Source organism: Paraburkholderia silviterrae, assembly GCF_004353915.1.
In the GTDB taxonomy this organism is placed as follows: Bacteria; Pseudomonadota; Gammaproteobacteria; order Burkholderiales; family Burkholderiaceae; genus Paraburkholderia; species Paraburkholderia silviterrae.
In genome coordinates, this window is the sequence record NZ_SMRP01000003.1 from 1 (window position 1) to 23,680 (window position 23,680).

The following is a 23,680-nucleotide window of genomic DNA, read 5'->3' on the forward strand; positions in this document are numbered from 1 at the left end:
AGCGCGACGCCCTGGGCATGATTGCCGGCCGAAGCGGTGATCACGCCGCGCTCGAGCTGCCCGGGCGTCAGGTGCGCCATCTTGTTGTAGGCGCCGCGCAGCTTGAAGGAGAACACCGGCTGGTTGTCCTCGCGCTTGAGCAGGACGGTGTTGCGCAGGCGCGCCGAGAGGTTCGGCGCGCGCTCCAGCTCGGTCTCGCGGGCCACGTCGTAGACGCGGGCGGTGAGGACTTTCTTCAGATAATCGTCGTGGGAGGCCATGCTGGGGACGCGCCAGGCGCGAGATTTGACGGGAAAACGTAAATGATAGCGCCAATGATCGTGCCAACAGGGGGCCAACAGCGCGCCAACAGCCGGCCAATTCCCGACCCTTCGGACGGCGAATCCATTGGCACACGCCTGTGTCACGCCCGTATCACCGGCGTGTCGCGCGGATCACCGACACTCGACTTGCGCGCCTGCGAAGTTCTTGGCCACCGTCAGCGCGGGCGCGGATCATGCGTTAAAATCGCTTTTTGAAACAAGGATCGGAAGATGCACTGGCAGACTCGGATAGCCCATTTGATGCCCGCACGGCGCGAGACCCGCCCCGCGGCGCAGCGGCACGTCCGGCACGCACGATCGTGCCGCTAAGTCCGAGCGTCGGGGAACCCATCGGCGTGAGTGCAGCCGCCATGCTTCCCCACCCCTAAAGTCCGCTATCAGCCAACTGCGCGCTAACCGCGAGCCACCGGCGGACACGATTTCAGAATAGCGCCCCACGCGCCCCGTCAGCGTCTGCCATGCCGGCATCAAGCCACATGCGCGGAGCTGGCACAAAGAGTCGTCCAACCATGAACGCACCTCAAGTTTTCGATCCTCACGGCGCCGCCGCCGCCGTGGCCACCGATATCGAACCGCGCTTGCGCGAGATTCCGTATAACTACACGTCCTTTTCGGACCGCGAAATTGTCATCCGCCTGCTGGGCGAAGAAGCATGGAACGCGCTTGCCGAGCTGCGTGCAGAACGCCGCACCGGCCGCTCGGCGCGCATGCTCTACGAGGTGCTCGGCGACATCTGGGTCGTGCGGCGCAACCCGTATCTGCAAGATGACCTGCTCGACAACCCGAAGCGCCGTGCGCTCCTGATCGAGGCGCTGAACCACCGCCTCGCCGAAATCGAGAAGCGCCGCCGCGCCGACCTCCAGGAGCATGCCGACAAGGAAGGCGTGGACCGCGCCGCGCGCGTGGAAAAGCTCGTCAGCGCCACGCGCCGCGCCATCGACGATTTCGCCGCCGAATTCGACAAGATGGCCGAGCTGCGCCGCCGCGCCACCAAGGTGCTCGGCCGCCGCACGCAGAAGGACAACATCCGCTTCGACGGCCTCGCGCGCGTCTCGCACGTGACCGACGCGACCGACTGGCGCGTGGAGTATCCGTTCGTCGTCTTGACGCCCGACACCGAAGCCGAGATCGCCGGCCTCATCAAGGCCTGCTTCGAGCTCGGCCTCACGGTGATCCCGCGTGGCGGCGGCACCGGCTACACGGGCGGCGCGGTGCCGCTCACGCCGTTCTCGGCCGTCATCAACACCGAAAAGCTCGAGCAGCTCGGCCCCGTCGAGATGACCGACCTGCCCGGCGTGGAGCGCAAGGTCGCCACGATCTTCTCGGGCGCGGGCGTCGTCACGCGCCGCGTGACCGAGGCCGCGGATGCGGCGGGCTTCGTGTTCGCCGTCGACCCCACTTCGCTCGACGCCTCGTGCATTGGCGGCAATGTCGCGATGAACGCGGGCGGCAAGAAGGCGGTGCTCTGGGGCACGGCGCTCGACAACCTCGCCTGGTGGCGCATGGTCGACCCGCAGGGCAACTGGCTCGAAGTCACGCGTCTGGACCACAACCTCGGCAAGATCCACGACATTCCCGTGGCGCGCTTCGAGCTGAAGTGGTTCGACGGCGAGCATGCACCGGGCGAAAAGCTGCTGCGCACCGAATGGCTCGACATCGAGGGCAAGCGTTTCCGCAAGGAAGGCCTCGGCAAGGACGTCACCGATAAATTCCTGGCCGGCCTGCCGGGCGTGCAAAAAGAAGGCTGTGACGGCCTCATCACGTCCGCGCGCTGGGTGCTGCACAAGATGCCCGCACACACGCGTACCGTCTGTCTGGAGTTCTTCGGCCAGGCGCGCGAGGCGATTCCGAGCATCGTCGAGATCAAGGACTACCTGTTCGAGACCTCGAAGCGGGGCGGCGCGATTCTCGCCGGCCTCGAGCATCTGGACGAGCGCTATCTGCGCGCCGTGGGCTACGCGACCAAGAGCAAGCGCAACGCGTTTCCGAAGATGGTGCTGATTGGCGACATCGTCGGCGACGACGCCGATGCCGTGGCCACCGCCACCTCGGAAGTCGTCCGCATGGCCAACGGCAAGAGCGGCGAAGGTTTTGTGGCGATCTCCGCCGAGGCGCGCAAGCGCTTCTGGCTCGACCGCAGCCGCACGGCCGCGATCGCGAAGCACACCAACGCGTTCAAGATCAACGAAGACGTCGTGATCCCGCTGAACCGCATGGGCGAGTACACGGACGGCATCGAGCGCATCAACATCGAGCTCTCGATCAAGAACAAGCTGCAACTCGTCGATGCACTCGAAGTGTTCTTCAAGGCCGGCAACCTGCCGCTCGGCAGGAGCGACGACGCCAGCGAGATTGCGTCCGCGGAGCTGCTCGAAGACCGCGTGCAGCAGGCGCTCGACCTGCTCAAGCGCGTGCGCGAGCGCTGGACCTTCGTGGGCGAGAAGCTCGACATGCCGCTGCGCGAGGCCCAGCACTATCTCGTGCAACTGGGCTACGAGGCGCTGGCGGAGAAGTTCGCCGATCGCACCGACGTGCAGGCCGACGCCAACGTCTTCCACATCACGCAGGACCGCACGGTGCGCGTCTCGTGGAAGCAGGAGATCCGCGCGGAACTGCGCCAGATCTTCAACGGCGGCGAATTCAAGCCGATCCTCGACGAAGCCCAGGCGATCCACAAGAAGGTGCTGCGCGGCCGCGTGTTCGTGGCGCTGCACATGCACGCCGGCGACGGCAACGTGCACACCAACCTCCCGGTCAACTCGGACAACTACGAGATGCTGCAGGACGCGCACCACGCGGTCGCGCGCATCATGAAGCTCGCGCGCTCGCTCGACGGCGTGATCTCGGGCGAGCACGGCATCGGCATCACGAAGCTCGAATTCCTCACCGAAGACGAGATCGCCGAGTTCCGCGCCTACAAGCAGCGCGTCGACCCGGAAGGGCGCTTCAACAAGGGCAAGCTGCTCGATGGCGCCGACCTGCGCAACGCCTACACGCCGTCGTTCGGCCTGATGGGCTACGAGTCGCTGATCATGAAGCAGTCCGACATTGGCGCGATTGCCGAGTCGGTGAAGGACTGCCTGCGCTGCGGCAAGTGCAAGCCCGTGTGCGCGACCCACGTGCCGCGCGCGAACCTGCTCTACAGCCCGCGCAACAAGATTCTCGCGACCTCGCTGCTGGTCGAGGCGTTCCTGTACGAAGAGCAGACGCGCCGCGGCGTGTCGATCAAGCACTGGGACGAGTTCAACGACGTGGCCGACCACTGCACGGTCTGCCACAAGTGCGTGACGCCGTGCCCGGTCAAGATCGACTTCGGCGACGTCACCATGAATATGCGCAACCTGCTGCGCAAGATGGGCAAGAAGAAGTTCAACGCCGGCAACGCGGCGGGCATGTTCTTCCTGAACGCGACCAACCCGCAGACCATCAACCTCGCGCGCGAAGTGATGATGGGCGTGGGCTACAAGGCGCAGCGTCTGGGCAATGACCTGCTCAAGAAGGTCGTGAAGAAGCAGACGGCGCACCCGCCCGCATCCACGGGCAAGCCGGCCGTGGTCGAGCAGGTGATCCACTTCGTCAACAAGAAGATGCCGGGCAACCTGCCGAAGAAGACGGCGCGCGCGCTGCTCGACATCGAAGACAACAAGATCGTGCCGATCATTCGCAATCCGAAGACGACGAACGTCGATTCGGAAGCGGTGTTCTATTTCCCGGGCTGCGGCTCGGAGCGGCTGTTCTCGCAAGTGGGCCTCGCCACCCAGGCGATGCTCTGGGAAGCGGGCGTGCAGACCGTGCTGCCGCCGGGTTATTTGTGCTGCGGCTACCCGCAGCGCGGCTCGGGCCAGTACGACAAGGCCGAGAAGATCGTCACGGACAACCGCGTGCTGTTCCACCGCGTCGCGAACACGCTCAACTACCTCGATATCAAGACGGTGGTCGTGTCGTGCGGCACGTGCTACGACCAGCTCGCCGGTTATGAATTCGACAAGATCTTCCCGGGCTGCCGCATCATCGACATTCACGAGTTCCTGCTCGAGAAGGGCATCAAGCTCGATGGCGTGTCGGGCACGCGCTACATGTACCATGACCCGTGCCACACGCCGATCAAGACGATGGATCCGGTCAAGCTCGTCAACGAACTGATGGGCGCCGAGAAGGACGGCTACAAGATCGAGAAGAACGAGCGCTGCTGTGGCGAATCGGGCACGCTCGCGGTTACGCGCCCGGACATTTCGACGCAGGTGCGTTTCCGCAAGGAAGAGGAAATCCGCAAGGGCGCGGCGAAGCTGCGCGGCATTCCGATCGTCGGCAATGGAGCGAACGGCGTGCAGCCGGCCACGCAGCAGGAAGCGGGCGGGCAGGGCGGTACGCAGGATGTGAAGATTCTGACGAGCTGCCCGTCGTGCCTGCAGGGGCTGTCGCGGTACAACGAGGACGCCAACATCGAAGCCGACTACATCGTGGTGGAAATCGCCCGACACGTGCTTGGCGAAAACTGGATGGCGGACTACGTTCAGAAGGCGAACAATGGCGGAATCGAGCGCGTGCTGGTTTAATGGCACCGCAAAATTTTCCGTAACACGGGTTCGAGGTCGACGATGGGATGCGTATTCTGCAATGAGGAAGGCGGCGATGTGCTGTGGGAAGACGAGCGTATGCGCGTCGTGCTCGCGACCGCCGAAGCCGACTATCCCGGCTTTTGCCGGGTCATCTGGAATACGCATGTCGGCGAATTCTCGGATCTGGGGGCGGATGACCGGGAACATTTGATGCGGGCGGTCTACGCGGTCGAGCGCGCGCTGCGCCGCGTGATGCAGCCATCGAAGGTCAATCTCGCGAGCCTTGGCAACCAGGTGCCGCACGTGCACTGGCATGTGATTCCGCGCTTCACGAACGACGCGCATTTTCCAATGTCGGTGTGGTCGCCGCGCCAGCGCACTGTCTCGGAGGCGATGCTCGGGCAGCGCCGCGCGCAGGCGACGCTGCTGCGCGACGCGGTACGTCAGGAAATCGAACACGCGCTGGCCTGAACCGGCCGCAATGCGCGGACACCGTTGCCGGCTTCTCGCCGGCGACGCTGAGGGAGGGACAGAAACAATCATGAGTGGACTGAAATCCGATACGCCGGTGCCGACCGGCGTCGTGGTGCACGCGCTGTCGCGCGTGCTCGAACTCCAGTACGGCAACGGGGAGAGCTACCGCATTCCGTTCGAGCTGATGCGCGTCTATACGCCCTCGGCGGAAGCGCGCGGCCACGGGCCCGGCCAGGAGACGCTGCAAACCGGCAAGCGCGAGGTGACGATCACGGCGCTCGAAGGCGTCGGCAATTACGCGTTGCAGCCCACTTTCTCCGACGGCCACAACAGCGGCATCTACTCCTGGGATCAGCTCTACGAGCTGGCGACGCGCCAGGACGAGCTCTGGGCCGAGTACTTCGCCAAACTGAAGGCCGCGGGCGTCGAGCGCGACGCACCCATGGCGGCCCAGTCCCATGGCGGTGCCGCACATGGCCACTGCCACTGACGCTTCCTGTTACGATCCTGCCCGCCGCGGCGCCCACGCGCCGCACTTCATCAAATAAGACCCGGACACGATCCGGTCAGACCCGCGAAAGGACGAGCGCGATGAGCAAAACCCACTTCGGCTACGAAACAGTCGACGAACAGGACAAGGCGAAGAAGGTGGCCGGCGTGTTCCATTCGGTCGCCTCGAACTACGACCTGATGAACGACTTGATGTCGGGCGGGCTGCATCGCGCCTGGAAGGCGTTCACGATCGCCCAGGCCAACGTGCGGCCGGGCGCGAGGGTGCTCGACATCGCGGGCGGCACGGGCGACCTTTCGATGGCGTTCGCGAAGAAAGCGGGCCCGACCGGCCAGGTCTGGCATACCGACATTAACGAGTCGATGCTGCGCGTGGGCCGCGACCGGCTCATCGACCGCGGCGTGATCACGCCCGCGCTGCTCTGCGACGCCGAGAAAATTCCCTTTCCGGACAATTACTTCGACGTGGTGACGGTGGCCTTCGGCCTGCGCAACATGACCCACAAGGACGCCGCGCTCGCCGAGATGCGCCGCGTGCTCAAGCCGGGCGGGCGCCTGCTCGTGCTCGAATTCTCGAAGGTCTGGGAGCCGCTCAAGAAGGCCTACGACGTCTATTCGTTCAAGGTGCTGCCGTGGCTGGGCTCGCGCTTTGCTCAGGACGCCGAGAGCTACCGCTATCTCGCGGAATCGATCCGCATGCATCCGGACCAGGAAACATTGAAGACGATGATGGAACAAGTCGGCCTCGACGCCGTCAAATATTACAATTTGTCAGCTGGCGTGGTAGCCTTACACGTCGGCACAAAGTATTAGTGTTCCCAACTCTCTGTCTTTAAAGGAAATTCCGCCATGTCTGAGCCCCGTAACATTGCTTCCAAAAAGCTTTCAGCATCATGGGCCAGGCGGATCGGAACCCTGGCCGTGATCGGCGCGATCGTGGCGGGCAGCCTTGCTTCGCTCGACGCCGAGGCGCGCCGCATGGGTGGCGGCCGCAGCATCGGCAGGCAGTCGTCGGTGGCCACGCAGCGCAGCACCACGCCGCCGCCCGCGCAGCCGAGTCCCACGAATCCCGCGCAACAGGCCGGCGCCCAGCGTGCCCAGCCAGGCGCTCCCGCGCCCGCTGCCGCTCCGGCGCGCAACCGTTGGCTCGGGCCGATCGCGGGCCTCGCGGCCGGCCTCGGCATTGCCGCGCTGCTCTCGCACTTCGGCCTTGGCGAGGCGTTCGCAGGCATGATGGCGAACATGATCGTGATCGCGCTGATCGCGTTCGTCGCGATCTGGCTGATCCGCAAGTTCATGAGCCGCCGCCGTGGGCCGCAGCCCGCGTATCAGACGGGCAGCGCAGGCCTGCCGCCTTCCGGTGGATTGAGCCAGATGGGCGGCTACCAGCCGCAGGAGCCGCGTTACACGGCGCCGCCTACGGGCCAGTACCTTGCGCCGGAAGCCAATCCGCTTACCACGCCGCAGATCGAAACGGCGCCGTCTGTCCCGGCGGGCTTCGACACCGAAGCGTTCGTGCGCAACGCCAAGGTCTACTTCGTGCGCTTGCAGGCCGCGTGGGACGTGGGCAATGTCGAGGACATCCGCGAATTCACGACGCCCGAGATGTTCGCCGAGATCCGTGTGGACCTTGCGGGCCGTGGCACGCAGGCCAATCAGACCGATGTCGTTCAGCTCAACGCCGACCTGCTCGCGGTGGAAGAGCGCGGTAACGACTATCTCGCGAGCGTGCGCTTCTCCGGCCTGATCCGCGAAGAGGCCGGCGCGGCTGCGGCGCCGTTCGTCGAGATCTGGAATCTCTCGAAGTCGCGCAGCTCGGGCGAGGGCTGGCTGCTGGCCGGCATCCAGCAGGTCGAAGCGCATTGATCCCGCGCTGATGCGGCGTTGATCCCGCGCCGCCGGATCGCACACGCTCGCGCACATTGGCCATCTGGCCAAGCCGCGGCGCGGCGCGATCGGACGGCGCGAACGCTACAATAGGAACCCGCGCGAGCTTGACGCCCGCGCGGGTTTCTTTATTCCACGCCGATGACTCTCGCCGCCAAGCCCTTCGCCGCCGCCGTCAATCACTTGCTCGCCCGCGAATCGTGGGCCCGTGACCGCCTCGCTCCCTATGCCGGCAAGACCGCGCGTCTGTCGTGTCCGCCCGTCGTGCTCACGCTGCTCGTGGAGCCCGACGGCTACCTTGCGGCCGTTGACGAGCAAGACGCGCAGCGCGCTGATGTCGAGCTCTCGCTACCGGCCGGCGCACTCTCTTCGTATGTGCAGGGCGGCCAGTCCGCCGTCATGAAGCACGTGAAGATCGAGGGCGACGCGGAATTCGCGCAAATCATCGGCAAGCTGGCGGAGCACTTGCGCTGGGAGCCTGAAGAGGACCTCGCGAAGCTGATCGGCGACGCGCCGGCGTCGCGCGTCGCGACGCTCGCGCGCACCGTGCATGAGCAGGCGTTGCGCACGGGGCGCAACGTGCTCGGCTCCGTCACCGAATACCTGCTCGACGAAAACCCGCAGCTCGTGCGGCACGCCGAGCTCGACGGCTTCAACGCGGAGCTGTCACGCGCGCGCGACGCACTGGCGCGCGTGGAGAAGCGCATCGAGCGCCTTGAACAAAAATCACAAGCGCGGGGCGCCCCGCATGGTGCCCAGGCGGCGCCGTCGGGCGCCGCGCCGCGCGGCCCGAGCCAGACAACAGGCCTCTAAGACATGCGTTTTCTGCGTTTCCTGAAGATCTTTTTTACGGTCATCCGCTTCGGTCTCGATGAAATGATGCTGAGCCGGATCAATGACCGGCGCGTCAGGCTGCTGCTGCGTATCACCACCATCGGCCGCAAGTTCGATCAACCGCCCGGCGTGCGTCTGCGCCTCGCCCTCGAAAGCCTGGGGCCCATCTTCGTGAAGTTCGGCCAGGTGCTCTCCACCCGCCGCGACCTGCTGCCGCTCGATATCGCCAACGAGCTCGCGAAGCTGCAGGATCAGGTGCCGCCATTCGAATCGCAGGTGGCCATCGACATCGTCGAAAAATCGCTGGGCGCGCCGGTCGACACGCTGTTCGACGAGTTCGAGCGGGTGCCCGTGGCGAGCGCCTCGATTGCGCAGGTGCACTTCGCAAAGGTGAAGTCGGGCCAGCATGCGGGCAAGGCCGTGGCGGTGAAGGTGCTGCGCCCGAACATGCGGCCCGTGATCGATTCGGACCTGCTGCTGCTGCGCGACCTCGCCGTCTGGGCCGAGCGGCTTTGGGCCGACGGCAAGCGTCTCAAGCCGCGCGAGGTGGTGGCCGAGTTCGACAAATACCTGCACGACGAACTCGACCTCATGCGCGAGGCCGCCAACGGCAGCCAGCTGCGCCGCAACTTCGTGGGCCTCGACCTGCTGCTCGTGCCGGAGATGTACTGGGAGTTCAGCACACCCAATGTGCTCGTGATGGAGCGCATGGTGGGCGTGCCGATCAGCCAGGTGGACAAGCTGCGCGCGGCGGGTGTCGATATTCCCAAGCTCGCGCGCGAGGGCGTGGAGATCTTCTTCACGCAGGTCTTTCGCGACGGCTTCTTTCACGCCGACATGCACCCCGGCAACATTCAGGTGAGCCTCGACCCGGCGCATTTCGGGCGCTATATCGCGCTCGACTTCGGCATCGTCGGGGCGCTCTCGGACTTCGACAAGAACTATCTCGCGCAGAACTTCCTCGCGTTCTTCAAACGCGACTATCACCGTGTCGCGACGCTGCACATCGAATCGGGATGGGTGCCGCCCACGACGCGTGTCGAGGAGCTCGAGAGCGCGATCCGCGCCGTGTGCGAGCCGTACTTCGACCGCGCGCTCAAGGATATTTCGCTCGGCCAGGTGCTGCTGCGTTTGTTTCAGACCTCGCGCCGCTTCAACGTGGAGATCCAGCCGCAGCTCGTGTTGCTGCAAAAGACCATGCTCAACGTCGAGGGCCTCGGGCGCTCGCTCGATCCGGAACTGGATCTCTGGAAGACCGCCAAGCCCTATCTGGAGCGCTGGATGACCGAGCAGATCGGCCTGCGCGGCTGGTATGAGCGCTTCAAGATCGAGGTGCCGCAATGGAGCAAGACGCTGCCGCAACTGCCGCGCCTCGTGCACCAGGCGCTGCTGCATCGCCAGGACCCCGCGCATCTCGCCAATGACGACACCATTCGCCAGATTCTTGCCGAGCAGCGCCGCACCAACCGTCTGTTGCAGGGCCTCGTGGTGTTCGGCGTGGCGGTGGGGGTGGGCATGGTCGCGGCGCACGTGTGGCTGGCAATGGCCTATGGTGGTTGAGGCGGGCTAGCAGGCGGAAAGCAGGCGCGATAGCCCCGCAGACAAGGAGTGAGACGATGAGCGAACCGACCCTTCCCCAGCAGCCGGACGAGGTGCCCGAGTTCGAGACGCGCGACCCGGGCGAGCGCGAGTTCTGGAACGAACGCTTCGAGCGCGGCTTTACGCCGTGGGATCAGGCTGGCGTGCAGCCGGCCTTCGAGACCTTCGCGGCCGCCCATCCGGCCGCCGCCGTGCTGATTCCCGGCTGCGGCAACGCCTGGGAGGCGCGCTGGCTGGCCGAGCGCGGCCGCAAAGTGCGCGCGATCGACTTCGCACCGTCGGCGGTGACGAACGCGCGCGCCGCGCTCGGCGATTTTGCGGATGTGGTCGAGGAAGCGGACTTCTACACCTACGAGCCGTCTTTTGTGACGGACTGGATCTTCGAGCGCGCGTTCCTGTGCGCGCTGCCCAAGGCGCACCGTCCGCTCTATGCGCAGCGCATGGCCGCGCTGCTCGAGCCCGGGGCGCTGCTGGCGGGCTTCTTCTTCCTCGGCGACACGCCCAAGGGGCCGCCTTTCGGCATTGCGCGCGCCGAGCTGGACGCGCTCCTCGCGCCGTATTTCACGCTGCTCGACGATCAACCCGTGGAAGGCTCGCTGCCCGTGTTCGTCGGCCGGGAGCGCTGGCTCACGTGGCAGCGCAACGACACTCCGGTTGCGCCGCACAACGTTGGATAGCGCCGCGCAGCCGCATCGCACGTGAAAACGCCGACGCGCACTTGATCGGGCGCAAGCCGCCCCCAACTAGAGCCAAGCCGCATTCCGCCAACCTGGCCCGGCAAATGCCGGGCCAGGGGCGCGTTTCCGGCTATAATTCAAGGCTTTGCAAGCTTTTATCAGAATTTCACTCGTTTCATCAGGAAAGAGATCATGCCGATCTACGCTTATCGCTGCGAGTCGTGCGGCTTCGACAAGGACGTGCTGCAAAAGATCAGCGATGCGCCCCTGACGCAGTGCCCGAGCTGCGGCGCGGACACATTTCGCAAGCAGGTCACCGCGGCCGGCTTTCAGCTGAAGGGCTCGGGCTGGTACGTCACCGATTTCCGTGGCGGCAATAGTGGTGGCAAATCCGCTGGCACGAGCGGTGCTGCAGCCGGTGCGACGTCCGGCGAAGGCGCGTCGTCGTCCGAAGGCAGCAAGCCGGCGGGCGAGGGCGCGAGCGCCGCAACGCCCGCGGCCGCACCTGCAGCCGCACCCGCGAGCTCGGCGCCTGGCACGGCTGGCTCCACCTGAAACCCTGCCGCCCGGCTCTCTGGAGCCCGGCGGCGCCAAGCGCCGCGCGTCGCGCGCGGCCCGGATGGCGTGTACATGACGATCAAGAAAGCGACCTTCAAATCGGTATTCCTGACCGGCCTGCTCGTGCTGGTGCCGTTGGCCATGACGCTGTGGGTGCTCAATCTCGTCATCGGCACGATGGACCAGACGCTGCTCCTGCTGCCCTCCGCGTGGCGGCCCTCGGTGCGCCTGCCCGGTCTCGGCGCGGTGCTCACGCTGGCGTTCATCTTCGTGGTGGGGCTGCTCACGCACAACTTCATCGGCCAGAAGCTGGTCGAGTGGTGGAATGCGCTGGTGCGCCGCATCCCGGTCGTGGGACCGCTGTACAGCAGCATCCAGCAGGTTTCCGATACACTGCTTTCCAGCAACGGCAATGCCTTTCGCAAGGCACTCCTGATCGAGTATCCGCGCAAGGGTTCGTGGACCATCGCGTTCCTCACCGGCATTCCGGGCGGCGACGTGGTGAACCACCTGCGCGAAGAGCACGTGAGCGTGTACGTGCCGACCACACCCAATCCCACCTCGGGCTTTTTCCTGATGGTGCCGAAGAGCGAGGTGATCGAGCTCGACATGACGGTCGATGCCGCGCTCAAGTATATTGTTTCGATGGGCGTCGTCGCGCCAGCCGCGAATCCTGTGCGGCGCCCCATCGATCCCCCGCTTTAATACCGGACGCCGCGCCGGCTGCCCGTATGTCACGCGCGGCCGTCCCGTTCATTCATGCATAACGAAAGACGAACATCATGTCGATGAGATCTGAATACTGCGGTCTGGTGACCGAACAGCTGCTGGGCCAAACTGTTTCGCTGTGCGGATGGGTGCAACGCCGCCGCGACCACGGTGGCGTCATCTTCATCGACCTGCGCGATCGCGAGGGCCTCGTCCAGGTCGTGTGCGACCCGGATCGCGCCGAGATGTTCAAGACTGCCGAAGGCGTGCGCAACGAGTTCTGCGTGCAAGTGAAGGGCCTCGTTCGCAACCGCCCCGAAGGCACGGTCAACGCGAACCTCACGAGCGGCAAGATCGAAGTGCTCTGCCACGAGCTCGTGGTGCTCAACGCGTCGGTCACGCCGCCGTTCCAGCTCGACGACGACAACCTCTCGGAAACCACGCGCCTCACGCATCGCGTGCTGGACTTGCGCCGTCCGCAGATGCAGCACAACCTGCGCCTGCGCTACCGCGTGACGATGGCCGTGCGCAAGTACCTCGACGCGCTCGGCTTCATCGACATCGAAACGCCGATGCTCACGAAGAGCACGCCGGAAGGCGCGCGCGACTACCTCGTGCCGTCGCGCGTGAACGCGGGCCAGTTCTTCGCGCTGCCGCAGTCGCCGCAGCTCTTCAAGCAGCTCCTGATGGTGGCGAACTTCGATCGCTACTACCAGATCGTCAAGTGCTTCCGCGACGAAGACCTGCGCGCCGACCGTCAGCCCGAATTCACGCAGATCGACTGCGAAACGTCGTTCCTCGGCGAGCAGGAAATCCGCGACCTGTTCGAGGACATGGCGCGTCACGTGTTCAAGGAAACGATCGGCGTCGAGCTCGACGCGAAGTTCCCGGTGATGAAGTACTCGGAAGCCATGAGCCGCTTCGGCTCGGACAAGCCGGACCTGCGCGTGAAGCTCGAATTCACCGAACTGACCGACGCCATGAAGGACGTCGACTTCAAGGTGTTTAGCGCACCGGCCAACACGAAGGATGGCCGCGTCGCGGCGCTGCGCGTGCCCAAGGGCGCCGAGCTCTCGCGCGGCGACATCGACGGCTACACGGAATTCGTGCGCATCTACGGCGCGAAGGGTCTCGCGTGGATCAAGGTCAATGAAGCGGCGAAGGGCCGTGACGGTCTGCAAAGCCCGATCGTCAAGAACCTGCACGACGCCGCGATCGCCGCGATCCTCGAGCGCACCGGCGCGCAAGATGGCGACATCATCTTCTTCGCGGCCGACCGCGCGAAGGTCGTGAACGACAGCCTTGGCGCGCTGCGCCTGAAGATCGGCCATTCGGAGTTCGGCAAGGCCAACGGCCTCGTCGAGAAGGGCTGGAAGCCGCTGTGGGTGATCGACTTCCCGATGTTCGAATACGACGAGGAAGAAAACCGCTACGTGGCCGCGCACCACCCGTTCACGAGCCCGAAGGACGAACACCTGGAATACCTCGAAACGGATCCGGGCCGCTGCCTCGCGAAGGCTTACGACATGGTCCTGAACGGCTGGGAAATCGGTGGCGGCTCGGTGCGTATCTATCAAGAGGACGTGCAGAGCAAGGTGTTCCGCGCGCTCAAGATCGGTGCGGAAGAGGCGCGTGCGAAGTTCGGCTTCCTGCTCGACGCGCTGCAGTACGGTGCGCCTCCGCACGGCGGCATCGCGTTTGGTCTCGACCGCATCGTCACGATGATGGCCGGCGCCGACTCGATCCGCGACGTGATCGCGTTCCCGAAGACGCAACGCGCGCAGTGTCTGCTCACGCAGGCGCCGAGCGAAGTGGACGAGCGCCAGCTGAAAGAACTGCACATCCGTCTGCGTCAGCCCGAGCAGAAGACGGCGCAGTAAGCGGCGCCGCTGCGTACGCAAGAGCCGCAGCGCGGCTCTTGCGTCACGCAACGCAACACAGAAAAGGCGCATCGTGCGCCTTTTTTGCTTTTTGCGTTAAATTCATTGCTCAAGCGCCGCGCGGTTTGCCCACGCGTCGCGCCGCGCAGCCCCAAGACGCACCACCGCGCTCCATCGCCATGCAGAAGCCGCCGAAGATTCCGCAATCCGTACTCGTCGTCATCCATACACCGCGGCTCGAAGTCCTGATCATCGAGCGCGCCGACCGACAGGGCTTCTGGCAGTCGGTGACGGGTTCGAAGGATCGGCTGGATGAGCCGTTCGCCGAGACCGCCGTGCGCGAGGTGGCCGAGGAAACGGGCATTGTCGTTGGCGCGCGGGGCGTGCCGGAGCACGGGTTGCGCGACTGGCGCCACGAGATCGAGTACGAGATTTACCCGGTCTGGCGCCACCGCTATGCACCGGGCGTCACGCGCAACACCGAGCACTGGTTCAGCCTGGAGGTGCCCGAGGGCACGGTCGTGACGCTCGCGCCGCGCGAGCATGTTGCGTATCGATGGCTGCCTTACGAGGAGGCAGCGGCGCAGTGCTTCTCATGGTCGAATCGCGAGGCGATCCTGCAGCTACCCGGGCGCCTCGAGCAGCTTCGTGGAGCGCTCACGTGAGTGACACCAGCACCGAACGCGGCAACGGCGCAGGCAATAGCGCCGGCAGCAGCGCCGGCAGCAGCGCGGGCAGCAGCGCCGGCGACAGCGCCGCCGGCACCGACTCGCAGCGCGTCGTGCGTCTGCGCGAGGCCCTGCTGGGCCGGCGCTATCGCTCGCGCTACCGCTTCACGAGCGGCAACGAGGTGCGCCTGTTCGGCTCGGGCGCGGATCTCTTCGGGGCCATGATCGAGCGCATCGACGGCGCTACGCGCGATGTCGCCATCGAAACCTATATCTTCTGCGACGACGACATCGGCCGCGCGCTCTCGGCGGCGCTCGTGCGCGCGGCGCAGCGCGGCGTGCGCGTGCGCATCATCACCGATGGGATCGGCACGCCCCATCTCGCGCTATTCGAGACCTGGCTTGCTGCCGGCGTCGAGCATCGCGTCTACAACCCGCATATCTTCGGGCGCTTCGGCTTTTCGCGCACGCATCGCAAGCTCGCCGTGATCGACGACCAGTACGCGTCGTGCGGCGGCATCAACATCGTCGACGACCTCGAGCAGGACGGCAAGACGCTGCCGTATCCGCGCTGGGATTTCGCCGTCGAATTGCACGGGCCCGTGGTGGTGGACGTGCGTGTGGCGTTCGAGCAGCAGTGGCGGCGCATCCGGCTCGGCCATCGGCCGCCGCTGCCGGCGGGCACGCTCTCGCCTGGTGTGCCCGCGAGCGCGGGCTACATGGCGCCGCATCCGACCGGGCACACGATCGCGCGCTCCACCCAGATGGTCGACGACGCGTTGCGCGCCCTCGCGCCCGCCGTGCGCTCGGGGCCTGCGGCGCGCCTCTTTACGCGCTTGCGCGAGCGCCTGCGCGCGAGCGTGCGCGACCCGCGCGTGGCGCGCGTGCCCTGCGTGGCATTCGTCGCGCGCGACAACGTCGTGAACCGGCGCGCGATCGAGAAGGCCTATCTCGACGCCATCGGCGAGGCGCGCAAGGAAGTGCTGCTCGCCAATCCGTACTTCATGCCGGGCCGGCGGTTGCGCCGCGCGCTGCTCGAAGCCGCGCAGCGCGGCGTTGCCGTCAAGCTTTTGATCGGACGAAAAGAGTTTGCCGTGCTCGATTACGGCGTGCCGTTCCTCTACCACCAGCTGCTGAGCGCCGGCGTACAGATCGCCGAGTACGAGAAGACCATGCTGCACGGCAAGGTCGCCGTGGTCGATTCGAACTGGGCGACCGTCGGCTCTTCGAACCTCGACGCGCTCTCGCTCGTGCTCAACAACGAAGCCAACGTGCTGCTCGTGCTGCATCCGCAGATCCAGCAGCTGCGCGACGCCATCCTCGGCGCGTTCGAGGAATCCCCGCAGATCGACCGCGCGCGCTACGAGGCACGGCCCTGGCATGTGCGCGCGCTGAACTGGCTCGCGTGGTCGTTCTATCGCGCGGCCATGAAGCTGCTCACCGTGGGTGGCTACGACTAGGACCACGACCCGGGCCACGACCAGGGCCGGTTGCTGGCATGAACATGCCCTGCGCGCGAGACACCGGGCATGCGCGCCTGCCATACGAATCGTCAGGCTTGCAATCGAGAAATGTTCGCTTGTGCGTGGCGCGCGATGCCCGAAAATTAGAGTACCGGCTAGAAATCGGTTTCTAATAAAGTTCTTGTTTTCGCGAGCGGCTGTCTTCAATAATAGTACGGCCGTTCGATTTCATTCCGGCCCTGATGTGAGCGGTTGTTGTGAGCATCTCGGCTTCATCGTTACGGTAAATAAAGCTATGCGAAAAGGCGAACAGACACGAGCCGCCATTCTGGATGCAGCACTCGACCTCGCGAGCCGCGACGGACTGGAAGGTCTGACGATTGGCCTGCTTGCCGAGCGCATGCAGATGAGCAAGAGCGGCGTCTTTGCGCACTTCGGGTCGCGCGAGGACCTGCAGGTCGAGGTGGTGCGCGAGTATCACCGCAGATTCGAGGAAGAAGTCTTCTTTCCGAGCCTGCGCGAACCGCGTGGTTTGCCGCGTCTGCGTGCGATGCTCTCGCGCTGGATCGAGAAGCGCATTCACGAGGTCACGACCGGCTGCATCTACATCAGCGGCGCGGTCGAGTACGACGACCGGGCGGACAGCCAGGTGCGCGAGCAGTTGGTGGCGAGCGTGACGACGTGGCGCGCGGCGCTGCTGCGGGCGATTTCGCAGGCGATTGAAGAGGGGCATTTGCGCAAGGACACCGACCCGGCGCTGATGCTGTTTGAACTGTATAGCGTGACACTCGGTCTGCATCATGACGGCCGCTTCCTGCACCTGCCGGATGCGGTCGAGCATACGTGGGCCGCGTTCGAAAAACTGATTGTTTCGTACCAGACCGTAACCCAGTAGCGGCCGGGCGCGCGCGAGCGCGGCAGCGGCACATGGCGGTACGCGAGAGGCCCGAAACTCCAGGTCCAATCTAGGGAGAAAAGATATGGGACAGTACACCGCGCCGCTGCGCGACATGCAATTCGTCCTGCACGAACTGCTGAACGTGGAAGGCGAAGTCAAGCAGATGCCGAAGCACGCCGACCTCGACGCCGACACCATCAACCAGGTGCTCGAAGAAGCCGGCAAGTTCTGCGCGGAGGTGCTGTTTCCGCTGAACCAGGTCGGTGACCGCGAAGGCTGCACCTATGCCGGTGACGGCGTCGTGACCACGCCCACGGGCTTCAAAGAAGCGTACAAGCAGTATGTCGAGGCCGGCTGGCCCTCGCTCGGCTGCGATCCCCAATACGGCGGCCAGGGCCTGCCCGCGTTCGTGAACAACGCGCTCTACGAGATGCTCAACTCGGCGAACCAGGCGTGGACCATGTACCCGGGCCTCTCGCACGGCGCCTACGAATGCCTGCATGCGCACGGCACGCCCGAGTTGCAGAAGACCTACCTGCCCAAGCTCGTCGAGGGCGTGTGGACCGGCACGATGTGCCTGACCGAGCCGCACTGCGGCACCGACCTCGGCATCCTGCGCACCAGGGCCGAGCCGACGGGCGACGGCGCGTACGCCATCACCGGCACGAAGATCTTCATCTCGAGCGGTGAGCACGACATGGCCGAGAACATCGTCCACCTCGTGCTCGCGCGTCTGCCGGACGCGCCGCCGGGAACCAAGGGTATTTCGCTGTTCGTCGTGCCGAAGTTCATCCCGAACGAAGCGGGCGAGCCCGGCGAGCGCAATGGCATCAAGTGCGGCTCGATCGAGCACAAGATGGGCATCCACGGCAACGCGACCTGCGTGATGAATCTCGACGGCGCGAAGGGCTGGCTGGTCGGCGAGCCGAACAAGGGCTTGAACGCCATGTTCGTGATGATGAATGCCGCGCGTCTGGGCGTCGGCATGCAGGGCCTCGGTCTCACCGAAGTCGCCTACCAGAACTCGCTCGTCTATGCGAAGGAGCGTCTGCAGATGCGCGCGCTGACCGGCCCGAAGGCGCCTGAAAAGGCCGCCGACCCGATCATCGTGCATCCGGATGTGCGCCGCATGCTGCTCACGCAGAAGGCCTGGGCCGAAGGCGCACGCGCCTTCACGTACTGGTCGGCGCTGCAGATCGACAAGGAGCTCTCGCACGGCGACGAAGCGGAGCGCAAGGAAGCGGCCGATCTGGTCGCGCTGCTCACGCCGATCATCAAGGCCTTCCTCACCGACAACGCGTTCGAGAGCACCAATCTCGGCATGCAGGTGTTCGGCGGCCACGGCTTCATCTCCGAGTGGGGCATGGAGCAGTACGTGCGCGACGCGCGCATCAACCAGATCTACGAAGGCACCAACACGATCCAGTCGCTCGATCTGCTCGGCCGCAAGGTGCTCGGCGACATGGGCGCGAAGCTCAAGAAGTTCGGCAAGCTCGTGACGGATTTTGTCGAGGCCGAAGGCATCAAGCCGGAGATGCAGGAGTTCGTGAATCCGCTCGCCGACATCGGCGAGAAGGTGCAGAAGCTTACGATGGAAATCGGCATGAAGGCGATGCAGAACCCCGATGAAGTGGGCGCGGCCGCGGTGCCGTACCTGCGCACGGCGGGCCACCTCGTGTTCGCGTACTTCTGGGCGCGCATGGCGCGCATCGCGCTCGACAAGGAAAGCTCGGGCGATCCGTTCTACAAGTCCAAGCTCGCCACGGCGCGCTTCTACTTCGCCAAGCTGCTGCCTGAGACGGCCACCTCGATTCGCCAGGCGCGTGCGGGTTCGAAGACGCTCATGGAAGTCGACGAAGCGCTGTTCTAAGGCGCACGGCGCGCGCTCAGCGCTTTTCGCGCAGCGCGCGCCATCGACATCGCATCACCGAATGCCCGGATGCGGCGCCCACGGCAAGAACAACCACAACGCCGGAACGACGAAAGGCGCCGCTGCCCCCCGATTTATCCAACATTGCGGTTCTGCTGGAGGAACAACGTGAGCAATCTCAATATTCGCAAGGTGGCCGTGCTCGGCGCCGGCGTGATGGGCGCGCAAATCGCGGCGCACCTGATCAACGCGCGCGTGCCCGTGCTGCTGTTCGATCTGCCCGCGAAAGAAGGTCCCAAGAACGCCATCGCGCTCAAGGCGATCGAGAACCTGAAGAAGCTCTCGCCCGCGCCGTTCGGCGTGAAGGACGACGCGCAGTACATCACGCCGGCGAACTACGAAGACGACATCGCGAAGCTCGCGGAGTGCGACGTGGTGATCGAGGCGATCGCCGAGCGCATGGACTGGAAGCACGATCTCTACAAGAAGGTCGCACCGCACCTCGGCCCGAACGCGATCTTCGCGTCGAACACGTCGGGTCTGTCGATCACGGAGCTGTCGCAAGGCTTTGACGATGCACTGAAAGCGCGCTTTTGCGGCGTGCACTTCTTCAATCCGCCGCGCTACATGCACCTCGTCGAGCTGATCCCGACGACGCACACGCAGCCCGAAATCCTCGACCAGCTCGAAACGTTCCTCACGAGCGTGGTGGGCAAGGGCGTGGTGCGCGCGAAGGATACGCCGAACTTCATCGCGAACCGCGTGGGCATTTTCTCGATCCTCGCGGTGATCGCGGAGGCGAAGAAGTTCGGCCTGCGCTTTGACGAAGTCGACGACCTCACCGGCAGCCGTCTGGGCCGCGCGAAGTCGGCAACGTTCCGGACTGCTGACGTCGTGGGTCTCGACACCATGGCGCACGTCATCAAGACGATGCAGGACAACCTCAAGGACGATCCGTTCTTCCCGGTCTACGAGACGCCGGCGGTGCTGGCCGCGCTCGTGCAGAAGGGCGCGCTCGGCCAGAAGACGGGCGGCGGTTTCTATCGCAAGGAAGGCCGTGCGATCAAGGTGCTCGACGCCGACAAGGGCGAGTACGTCGATGTGGGCGGCAAGGCAGACGAGCTGATTGGCCGCATCCTCAAGCGTCCGCCCGCCGAGCGCCTGAAGCTGCTGCGCGAGACGCAGCACCCGCAGGCGCAGTTCCTGTGGTCGATCTTCCGCGACGTGTTCCACTACATCGGCGTGCATCTGCAGTCGATCGCCGATAACGCGCGCGACGTCGATCTCGCGATCCGCTGGGGCTTCGGCTGGAACGAAGGCCCGTTCGAAGGCTGGCAGGCCGCGGGCTGGAAGCAGGTGGCCGAGTGGGTCAAGGAAGACATCGACGCGGGCAAGGCGCTTTCCAACGCACCGCTGCCGGCATGGGTGTTCGAAGGCCCTGTCGCCGAAAACGGCGGCGTGCATGGCGCCCAGGGTTCGTGGTCGGCCGCTGAGGCGCGCTTCGTGCCGCGCTCGAATCTGCCGGTGTACGAGCGCCAGGTGTTCCGCGCTGGGCTGCTTGGCGAGACGGACGCGCGCGACCCCAAGACCTTCGGCAAGACGCTGTTCGAGAACGAACATCTGCGCGCGTGGACCGATGACCGCGCGGGCGAGGACGACGTCGTCATCGTCTCGTACAAGAGCAAGATGAACACGATGGGCCCGGGCGTGCTCGACAGCCTCGTGAAGGCCATCGAGATCGCCGAGGACGGCTACAAGGGCGTCGTGATCTGGCAGCCGACGTCGCTGAAGCTCGGCGCGCCGGGCGGCCCGTTCTCGGCGGGCGCGAATCTCGAAGAGGCCATGCCCGCCTTCATGATGGGCGGCGCCAAGGGCATCGAGCCGTTCGTGAAGAAGTTCCAGGACACGATGCTGCGCGTGAAGTACGCGAATGTGCCGGTCGTCGCTGCAGTGTCGGGCATCGCGCTCGGCGGCGGCTGCGAAATCATGCTGCACAGCGCCAAGCGCGTGGCGCACATCGAGAGCTACGTCGGCCTCGTGGAAGTGGGCGTGGGTCTCGTGCCTGCGGGCGGCGGCTTGAAGGAAGCCGCGCTGCGTGCAGCGGATGCCGCGCAAGCGGTCGGCGCGATGCCGAGCGATCTGCTCCGGTTCCTGCAGAAGTCGTTCGAGAACGCGGCGATGGCCAAGGTCTCGGGATCGGCGCTCGAGGCGCGCGCGATGGGCTATCTGAAGCCGTCCGACACGATCGTCTTCAACGTGTTCGAGCTGCTCGACACGGCGAAGAAGGAAGCGCGTGCTTTGTCGGCCGCCGGTTATCGTCCGCCGTTGCGCGCGACGCAGATTCCGGTCGCGGGCCGCTCGGCGATCTCGACCATCAAGGCGTCGCTCGTGAACATGCGCGACGGCCGCTTCATCAGCGATCACGATTTCCTGATCGCGAGCCGCATCGCCGAGGCGGTGTGCGGCGGCGACGTCGAGGCGGGCAGCCTCGTCGACGAGGAATGGCTGCTCAAGCTCGAGCGCCGCGCCTTCGTCGACCTGCTCGGCACTCAGAAAACGCAGGAACGGATCATGGGCATGCTGCAAACCGGCAAGCCGGTGCGCAACTAAGCGGCACGGCACGATAAACGGATCGGAGTTACAGATGAGCAAACAGTTGCAGGACGCATACATCGTCGCCGCGAGCCGCACGCCCATCGGCAAGGCGCCGCGCGGTGTGTTCAAGAACACCCGCCCCGACGAGCTGCTGGTGCACGCGATCAAGTCGGCGGTTGCGCAGGTGCCGGGGCTCGACACGAGCGTGATCGAAGACGCGATCATCGGCTGCGCGATTCCCGAGGCGGAGCAGGGCCTGAACGTGGCGCGCATCGGCGCGCTGCTCGCGGGGCTGCCGCAGAGCGTGGGCGGCGTGACCGTCAACCGCTTCTGCGCGTCGGGCCTCACGGCGCTCGCGATGGCCGCGGACCGCATCCGCGTGGGCGAAGCCGACGCGATGATCGCGGGCGGCTGCGAGTCGATGAGCATGGTGCCGATGATGGGCAACAAGCCGTCGCTCTCGCCGCACATTTTCGATCGCAACGAAGATGTTGGCATTGCTTACGGCATGGGCTTGACGGCCGAGAAGGTCGCGGAGCGCTGGAAGGTGAGCCGCGAGGCGCAGGACGCGTTCTCGGTCGAATCGCATCGCCGCGCGCTGGCCGCGCAACAGGCGGGCGAGTTCAACGACGAGATCGCGCCGTACACGGTGCTCGAACGCTTCCCGGATCTCGCCACGGGCGAAGTGATGGTGAACGAGCGCTTGATCGCGCTGGACGAAGGCCCGCGTGCGGAGACTTCGCTCGAAGGTCTCGCGAAGCTGCGCCCGGTGTTCGCGAACAAGGGCTCGGTCACGGCGGGCAACAGCTCGCAGACTTCGGATGGCGCGGGCGCGCTGATCGTCGTCTCCGAGAAGATGCTCAAGCAGTTCAACCTCACGCCGCTCGCGCGCTTCGTGAGCTTCGCGGTGCGTGGCGTGCCGCCGGAGATCATGGGCATCGGCCCGAAGGAAGCGATTCCGGCTGCGCTCAAGGCCGCGGGGCTCAAGCAGGACGATCTCGACTGGATCGAGCTCAACGAGGCGTTTGCCGCGCAATCGCTGGCGGTGATCCAGGACCTTGGCCTCGATCCGGCGAAGATCAACCCGCTTGGCGGCGCGATCGCGCTGGGCCACCCGCTTGGCGCGACGGGCGCGATCCGCGCCTCGACGGTCGTGCACGGCCTGCGCCGCCGCAACCTGAAGTACGGCATGGTGACGATGTGCGTCGGCACCGGCATGGGTGCGGCCGGCATCATCGAGCGGCTGTAAGCGCTTCGGCCTCTAGCGCATAGGCTTTATCGACACGGTTCGCAGGCTTCACGGTCTGCGGGCCGTTTTTCGTATCGGGCTCGCGAGTACGTCGAGTCCGGCATGGATCTGGAGACAACGATATGAGCAACGAAATCCTGATCGCGCGCGAAAACGGCGTGCTGACGATCACCATCAACCGGCCCGAGCGCAAGAATGCGCTCACGCCCGCGATGTATCAGGCGATGGCCGAGGCGCTCGCTGCGGCGCAAGAGGACGCCGCCGTGCGAGCCGTGCTGCTGCGCGGCCACGCCGAGATCTTCACGGCGGGCAACGACATCGAGGACTTCCTGAAGTCGCCTCCCACCGGCGGCGATCAGCCCGTGAGCCGCTTCCTGCAAGCCATCGCGACCTTCGAGAAGCCGCTCGTCGCGGCCGTGGCGGGCGCGGCCATCGGTGTCGGCACGACGCTGCTGCTGCATTGCGATATGGTCTATGCCGCCGATACGGCGCGCTTCGCCATGCCTTTCGCGCAGCTCGGGCTGTGCCCGGAGGCCGCTTCGTCACTGTTGCTGCCGCGCGTGGCGGGCTATCAGGGCGCGGCGGAAAAGCTGCTGCTCGGCGAGGCCTTCGATGCGGCGGAGGCGCACCGCATGGGCTTCGTGAACCGCGTGCTGCCCGCTGCCGAGCTCGAGGCGTTCGTGAGTGCCCAACTGGCGAAGCTCGTCGCGCTGCCCGCTGCGTCGCTGCGCGTGACCAAGGCGCTCATGAAGCGCGCGAGCGAGCACGAGATCAAGACGCAGATGGGCGAGGAGTTCGTGCACTTCGGCAAGATGCTGCTCGCGCCCGAAGCGCGCGAGGCGTTCACCGCCTTCCTGCAAAAGCGCAAGCCGGATTTCAGGCAGTTCGACTGAGGCGCGGCGCTGCGGCGCGCGCTTTAGCCGGCTTG

General features: G+C 65.5%; 19 protein-coding genes. 18 read left to right on the forward strand and 1 reads right to left on the reverse strand.

Features of this window, described 5'->3' with window-relative positions; all coding sequences use genetic code 11:
• Nucleotides 1-260 (reverse strand): pyridoxal-phosphate dependent enzyme (locus tag EYW47_RS07450; RefSeq protein WP_133194243.1); only part of this gene is annotated, 260 nt, incomplete at its 3' end.
• A 572-nt stretch (nucleotides 261-832) separates the two neighbouring features.
• On the opposite strand from EYW47_RS07450, the gene EYW47_RS07455 reads away from it, so the two are divergent.
• From EYW47_RS07455 to EYW47_RS07540, 18 genes are all read left to right on the forward strand, one after another.
• Nucleotides 833-4,879 (forward strand): DUF3683 domain-containing protein, encoded by a 4,047-nt coding sequence (locus tag EYW47_RS07455; protein ID WP_133194244.1) that lies wholly within the window; start codon nucleotides 833-835, stop codon nucleotides 4,877-4,879.
• Between the two features lie 42 nt (nucleotides 4,880-4,921).
• A complete protein-coding gene (locus EYW47_RS07460; RefSeq protein WP_133194245.1) occupies nucleotides 4,922-5,353 on the forward strand; it encodes an HIT family protein in 432 nt (143 codons plus the stop codon).
• A gap of 70 nt (nucleotides 5,354-5,423) precedes the next feature.
• Nucleotides 5,424-5,846: a gamma-butyrobetaine hydroxylase family protein gene (locus EYW47_RS07465; RefSeq protein ID WP_133194246.1), complete on the forward strand. Its 423-nt coding sequence runs from the start codon at nucleotides 5,424-5,426 to the stop codon at nucleotides 5,844-5,846.
• Between the two features lie 101 nt (nucleotides 5,847-5,947).
• Complete coding sequence (gene ubiE, locus EYW47_RS07470) at nucleotides 5,948-6,679, forward strand: bifunctional demethylmenaquinone methyltransferase/2-methoxy-6-polyprenyl-1,4-benzoquinol methylase UbiE (protein ID WP_133194247.1); 732 nt, start codon at nucleotides 5,948-5,950, stop codon at nucleotides 6,677-6,679.
• A gap of 36 nt (nucleotides 6,680-6,715) precedes the next feature.
• Nucleotides 6,716-7,732 (forward strand): Tim44 domain-containing protein, encoded by a 1,017-nt coding sequence (locus EYW47_RS07475; RefSeq protein WP_133194248.1) that lies wholly within the window; start codon nucleotides 6,716-6,718, stop codon nucleotides 7,730-7,732.
• A gap of 162 nt (nucleotides 7,733-7,894) precedes the next feature.
• On the forward strand, nucleotides 7,895-8,566 hold the full coding sequence (locus tag EYW47_RS07480; RefSeq protein WP_133194249.1) for a ubiquinone biosynthesis accessory factor UbiJ: 672 nt from the start codon (nucleotides 7,895-7,897) through the stop codon (nucleotides 8,564-8,566).
• A 3-nt stretch (nucleotides 8,567-8,569) separates the two neighbouring features.
• Complete coding sequence (gene ubiB / locus EYW47_RS07485; protein WP_133194250.1) at nucleotides 8,570-10,147, forward strand: ubiquinone biosynthesis regulatory protein kinase UbiB; 1,578 nt, start codon at nucleotides 8,570-8,572, stop codon at nucleotides 10,145-10,147.
• A gap of 56 nt (nucleotides 10,148-10,203) precedes the next feature.
• A complete protein-coding gene (locus EYW47_RS07490) occupies nucleotides 10,204-10,863 on the forward strand; it encodes a methyltransferase domain-containing protein (protein WP_133194251.1) in 660 nt (219 codons plus the stop codon).
• Nucleotides 10,864-11,055: 192 nt separating this feature from the next.
• Nucleotides 11,056-11,418: an FmdB family zinc ribbon protein gene (locus EYW47_RS07495; RefSeq protein ID WP_133194252.1), complete on the forward strand. Its 363-nt coding sequence runs from the start codon at nucleotides 11,056-11,058 to the stop codon at nucleotides 11,416-11,418.
• A 75-nt stretch (nucleotides 11,419-11,493) separates the two neighbouring features.
• Complete coding sequence (locus EYW47_RS07500; protein WP_133194253.1) at nucleotides 11,494-12,126, forward strand: DUF502 domain-containing protein; 633 nt, start codon at nucleotides 11,494-11,496, stop codon at nucleotides 12,124-12,126.
• Between the two features lie 77 nt (nucleotides 12,127-12,203).
• Nucleotides 12,204-14,009, forward strand: a complete 1,806-nt coding sequence (gene aspS, locus EYW47_RS07505; RefSeq protein WP_133194254.1) for an aspartate--tRNA ligase — start codon at nucleotides 12,204-12,206, stop codon at nucleotides 14,007-14,009.
• A gap of 179 nt (nucleotides 14,010-14,188) precedes the next feature.
• Entirely contained in the window at nucleotides 14,189-14,674 is a 486-nt protein-coding gene (gene nudB / locus EYW47_RS07510) for a dihydroneopterin triphosphate diphosphatase (RefSeq protein WP_133194255.1), read from the forward strand.
• A gap of 116 nt (nucleotides 14,675-14,790) precedes the next feature.
• The gene (gene clsB, locus EYW47_RS07515) at nucleotides 14,791-16,137 is read left to right on the forward strand and encodes a cardiolipin synthase ClsB (protein WP_377784913.1); all 1,347 of its coding nucleotides are present in this window, start codon (nucleotides 14,791-14,793) and stop codon (nucleotides 16,135-16,137) included.
• Nucleotides 16,138-16,435: 298 nt separating this feature from the next.
• Nucleotides 16,436-17,035, forward strand: coding sequence for a TetR/AcrR family transcriptional regulator (locus EYW47_RS07520; RefSeq protein WP_133194257.1), 600 nt, complete (start codon nucleotides 16,436-16,438; stop codon nucleotides 17,033-17,035).
• Between the two features lie 85 nt (nucleotides 17,036-17,120).
• Nucleotides 17,121-18,908 (forward strand): acyl-CoA dehydrogenase C-terminal domain-containing protein, encoded by a 1,788-nt coding sequence (locus EYW47_RS07525; protein WP_133194258.1) that lies wholly within the window; start codon nucleotides 17,121-17,123, stop codon nucleotides 18,906-18,908.
• A gap of 168 nt (nucleotides 18,909-19,076) precedes the next feature.
• Nucleotides 19,077-21,518, forward strand: coding sequence for a 3-hydroxyacyl-CoA dehydrogenase/enoyl-CoA hydratase family protein (locus EYW47_RS07530; protein ID WP_133194259.1), 2,442 nt, complete (start codon nucleotides 19,077-19,079; stop codon nucleotides 21,516-21,518).
• A 34-nt stretch (nucleotides 21,519-21,552) separates the two neighbouring features.
• Nucleotides 21,553-22,752 carry an acetyl-CoA C-acyltransferase gene (locus EYW47_RS07535; protein ID WP_133194260.1) on the forward strand — a complete coding sequence of 400 codons (1,200 nt, stop codon included), beginning with the start codon at nucleotides 21,553-21,555 and terminating at the stop codon, nucleotides 22,750-22,752.
• 122 nt (nucleotides 22,753-22,874) lie between these two features.
• Nucleotides 22,875-23,645 (forward strand): enoyl-CoA hydratase, encoded by a 771-nt coding sequence (locus tag EYW47_RS07540; RefSeq protein ID WP_133194261.1) that lies wholly within the window; start codon nucleotides 22,875-22,877, stop codon nucleotides 23,643-23,645.
• The last annotated feature ends 35 nt before the right edge of the window (nucleotides 23,646-23,680 follow it).

Coding starts and splice junctions, on each gene's coding strand:
- EYW47_RS07455 (WP_133194244.1), top strand. CDS start 833: ATGAACGCACCTCAAGTTTTCGATCCTCACGGCGCCGCCGCCGCCGTG.
- EYW47_RS07460 (WP_133194245.1), top strand. CDS start 4,922: ATGGGATGCGTATTCTGCAATGAGGAAGGCGGCGATGTGCTGTGGGAA.
- EYW47_RS07465 (WP_133194246.1), top strand. CDS start 5,424: ATGAGTGGACTGAAATCCGATACGCCGGTGCCGACCGGCGTCGTGGTG.
- ubiE (WP_133194247.1), top strand. CDS start 5,948: ATGAGCAAAACCCACTTCGGCTACGAAACAGTCGACGAACAGGACAAG.
- EYW47_RS07475 (WP_133194248.1), top strand. CDS start 6,716: ATGTCTGAGCCCCGTAACATTGCTTCCAAAAAGCTTTCAGCATCATGG.
- EYW47_RS07480 (WP_133194249.1), top strand. CDS start 7,895: ATGACTCTCGCCGCCAAGCCCTTCGCCGCCGCCGTCAATCACTTGCTC.
- ubiB (WP_133194250.1), top strand. CDS start 8,570: ATGCGTTTTCTGCGTTTCCTGAAGATCTTTTTTACGGTCATCCGCTTC.
- EYW47_RS07490 (WP_133194251.1), top strand. CDS start 10,204: ATGAGCGAACCGACCCTTCCCCAGCAGCCGGACGAGGTGCCCGAGTTC.
- EYW47_RS07495 (WP_133194252.1), top strand. CDS start 11,056: ATGCCGATCTACGCTTATCGCTGCGAGTCGTGCGGCTTCGACAAGGAC.
- EYW47_RS07500 (WP_133194253.1), top strand. CDS start 11,494: ATGACGATCAAGAAAGCGACCTTCAAATCGGTATTCCTGACCGGCCTG.
- aspS (WP_133194254.1), top strand. CDS start 12,204: ATGTCGATGAGATCTGAATACTGCGGTCTGGTGACCGAACAGCTGCTG.
- nudB (WP_133194255.1), top strand. CDS start 14,189: ATGCAGAAGCCGCCGAAGATTCCGCAATCCGTACTCGTCGTCATCCAT.
- EYW47_RS07520 (WP_133194257.1), top strand. CDS start 16,436: ATGCGAAAAGGCGAACAGACACGAGCCGCCATTCTGGATGCAGCACTC.
- EYW47_RS07525 (WP_133194258.1), top strand. CDS start 17,121: ATGGGACAGTACACCGCGCCGCTGCGCGACATGCAATTCGTCCTGCAC.
- EYW47_RS07535 (WP_133194260.1), top strand. CDS start 21,553: ATGAGCAAACAGTTGCAGGACGCATACATCGTCGCCGCGAGCCGCACG.
- EYW47_RS07540 (WP_133194261.1), top strand. CDS start 22,875: ATGAGCAACGAAATCCTGATCGCGCGCGAAAACGGCGTGCTGACGATC.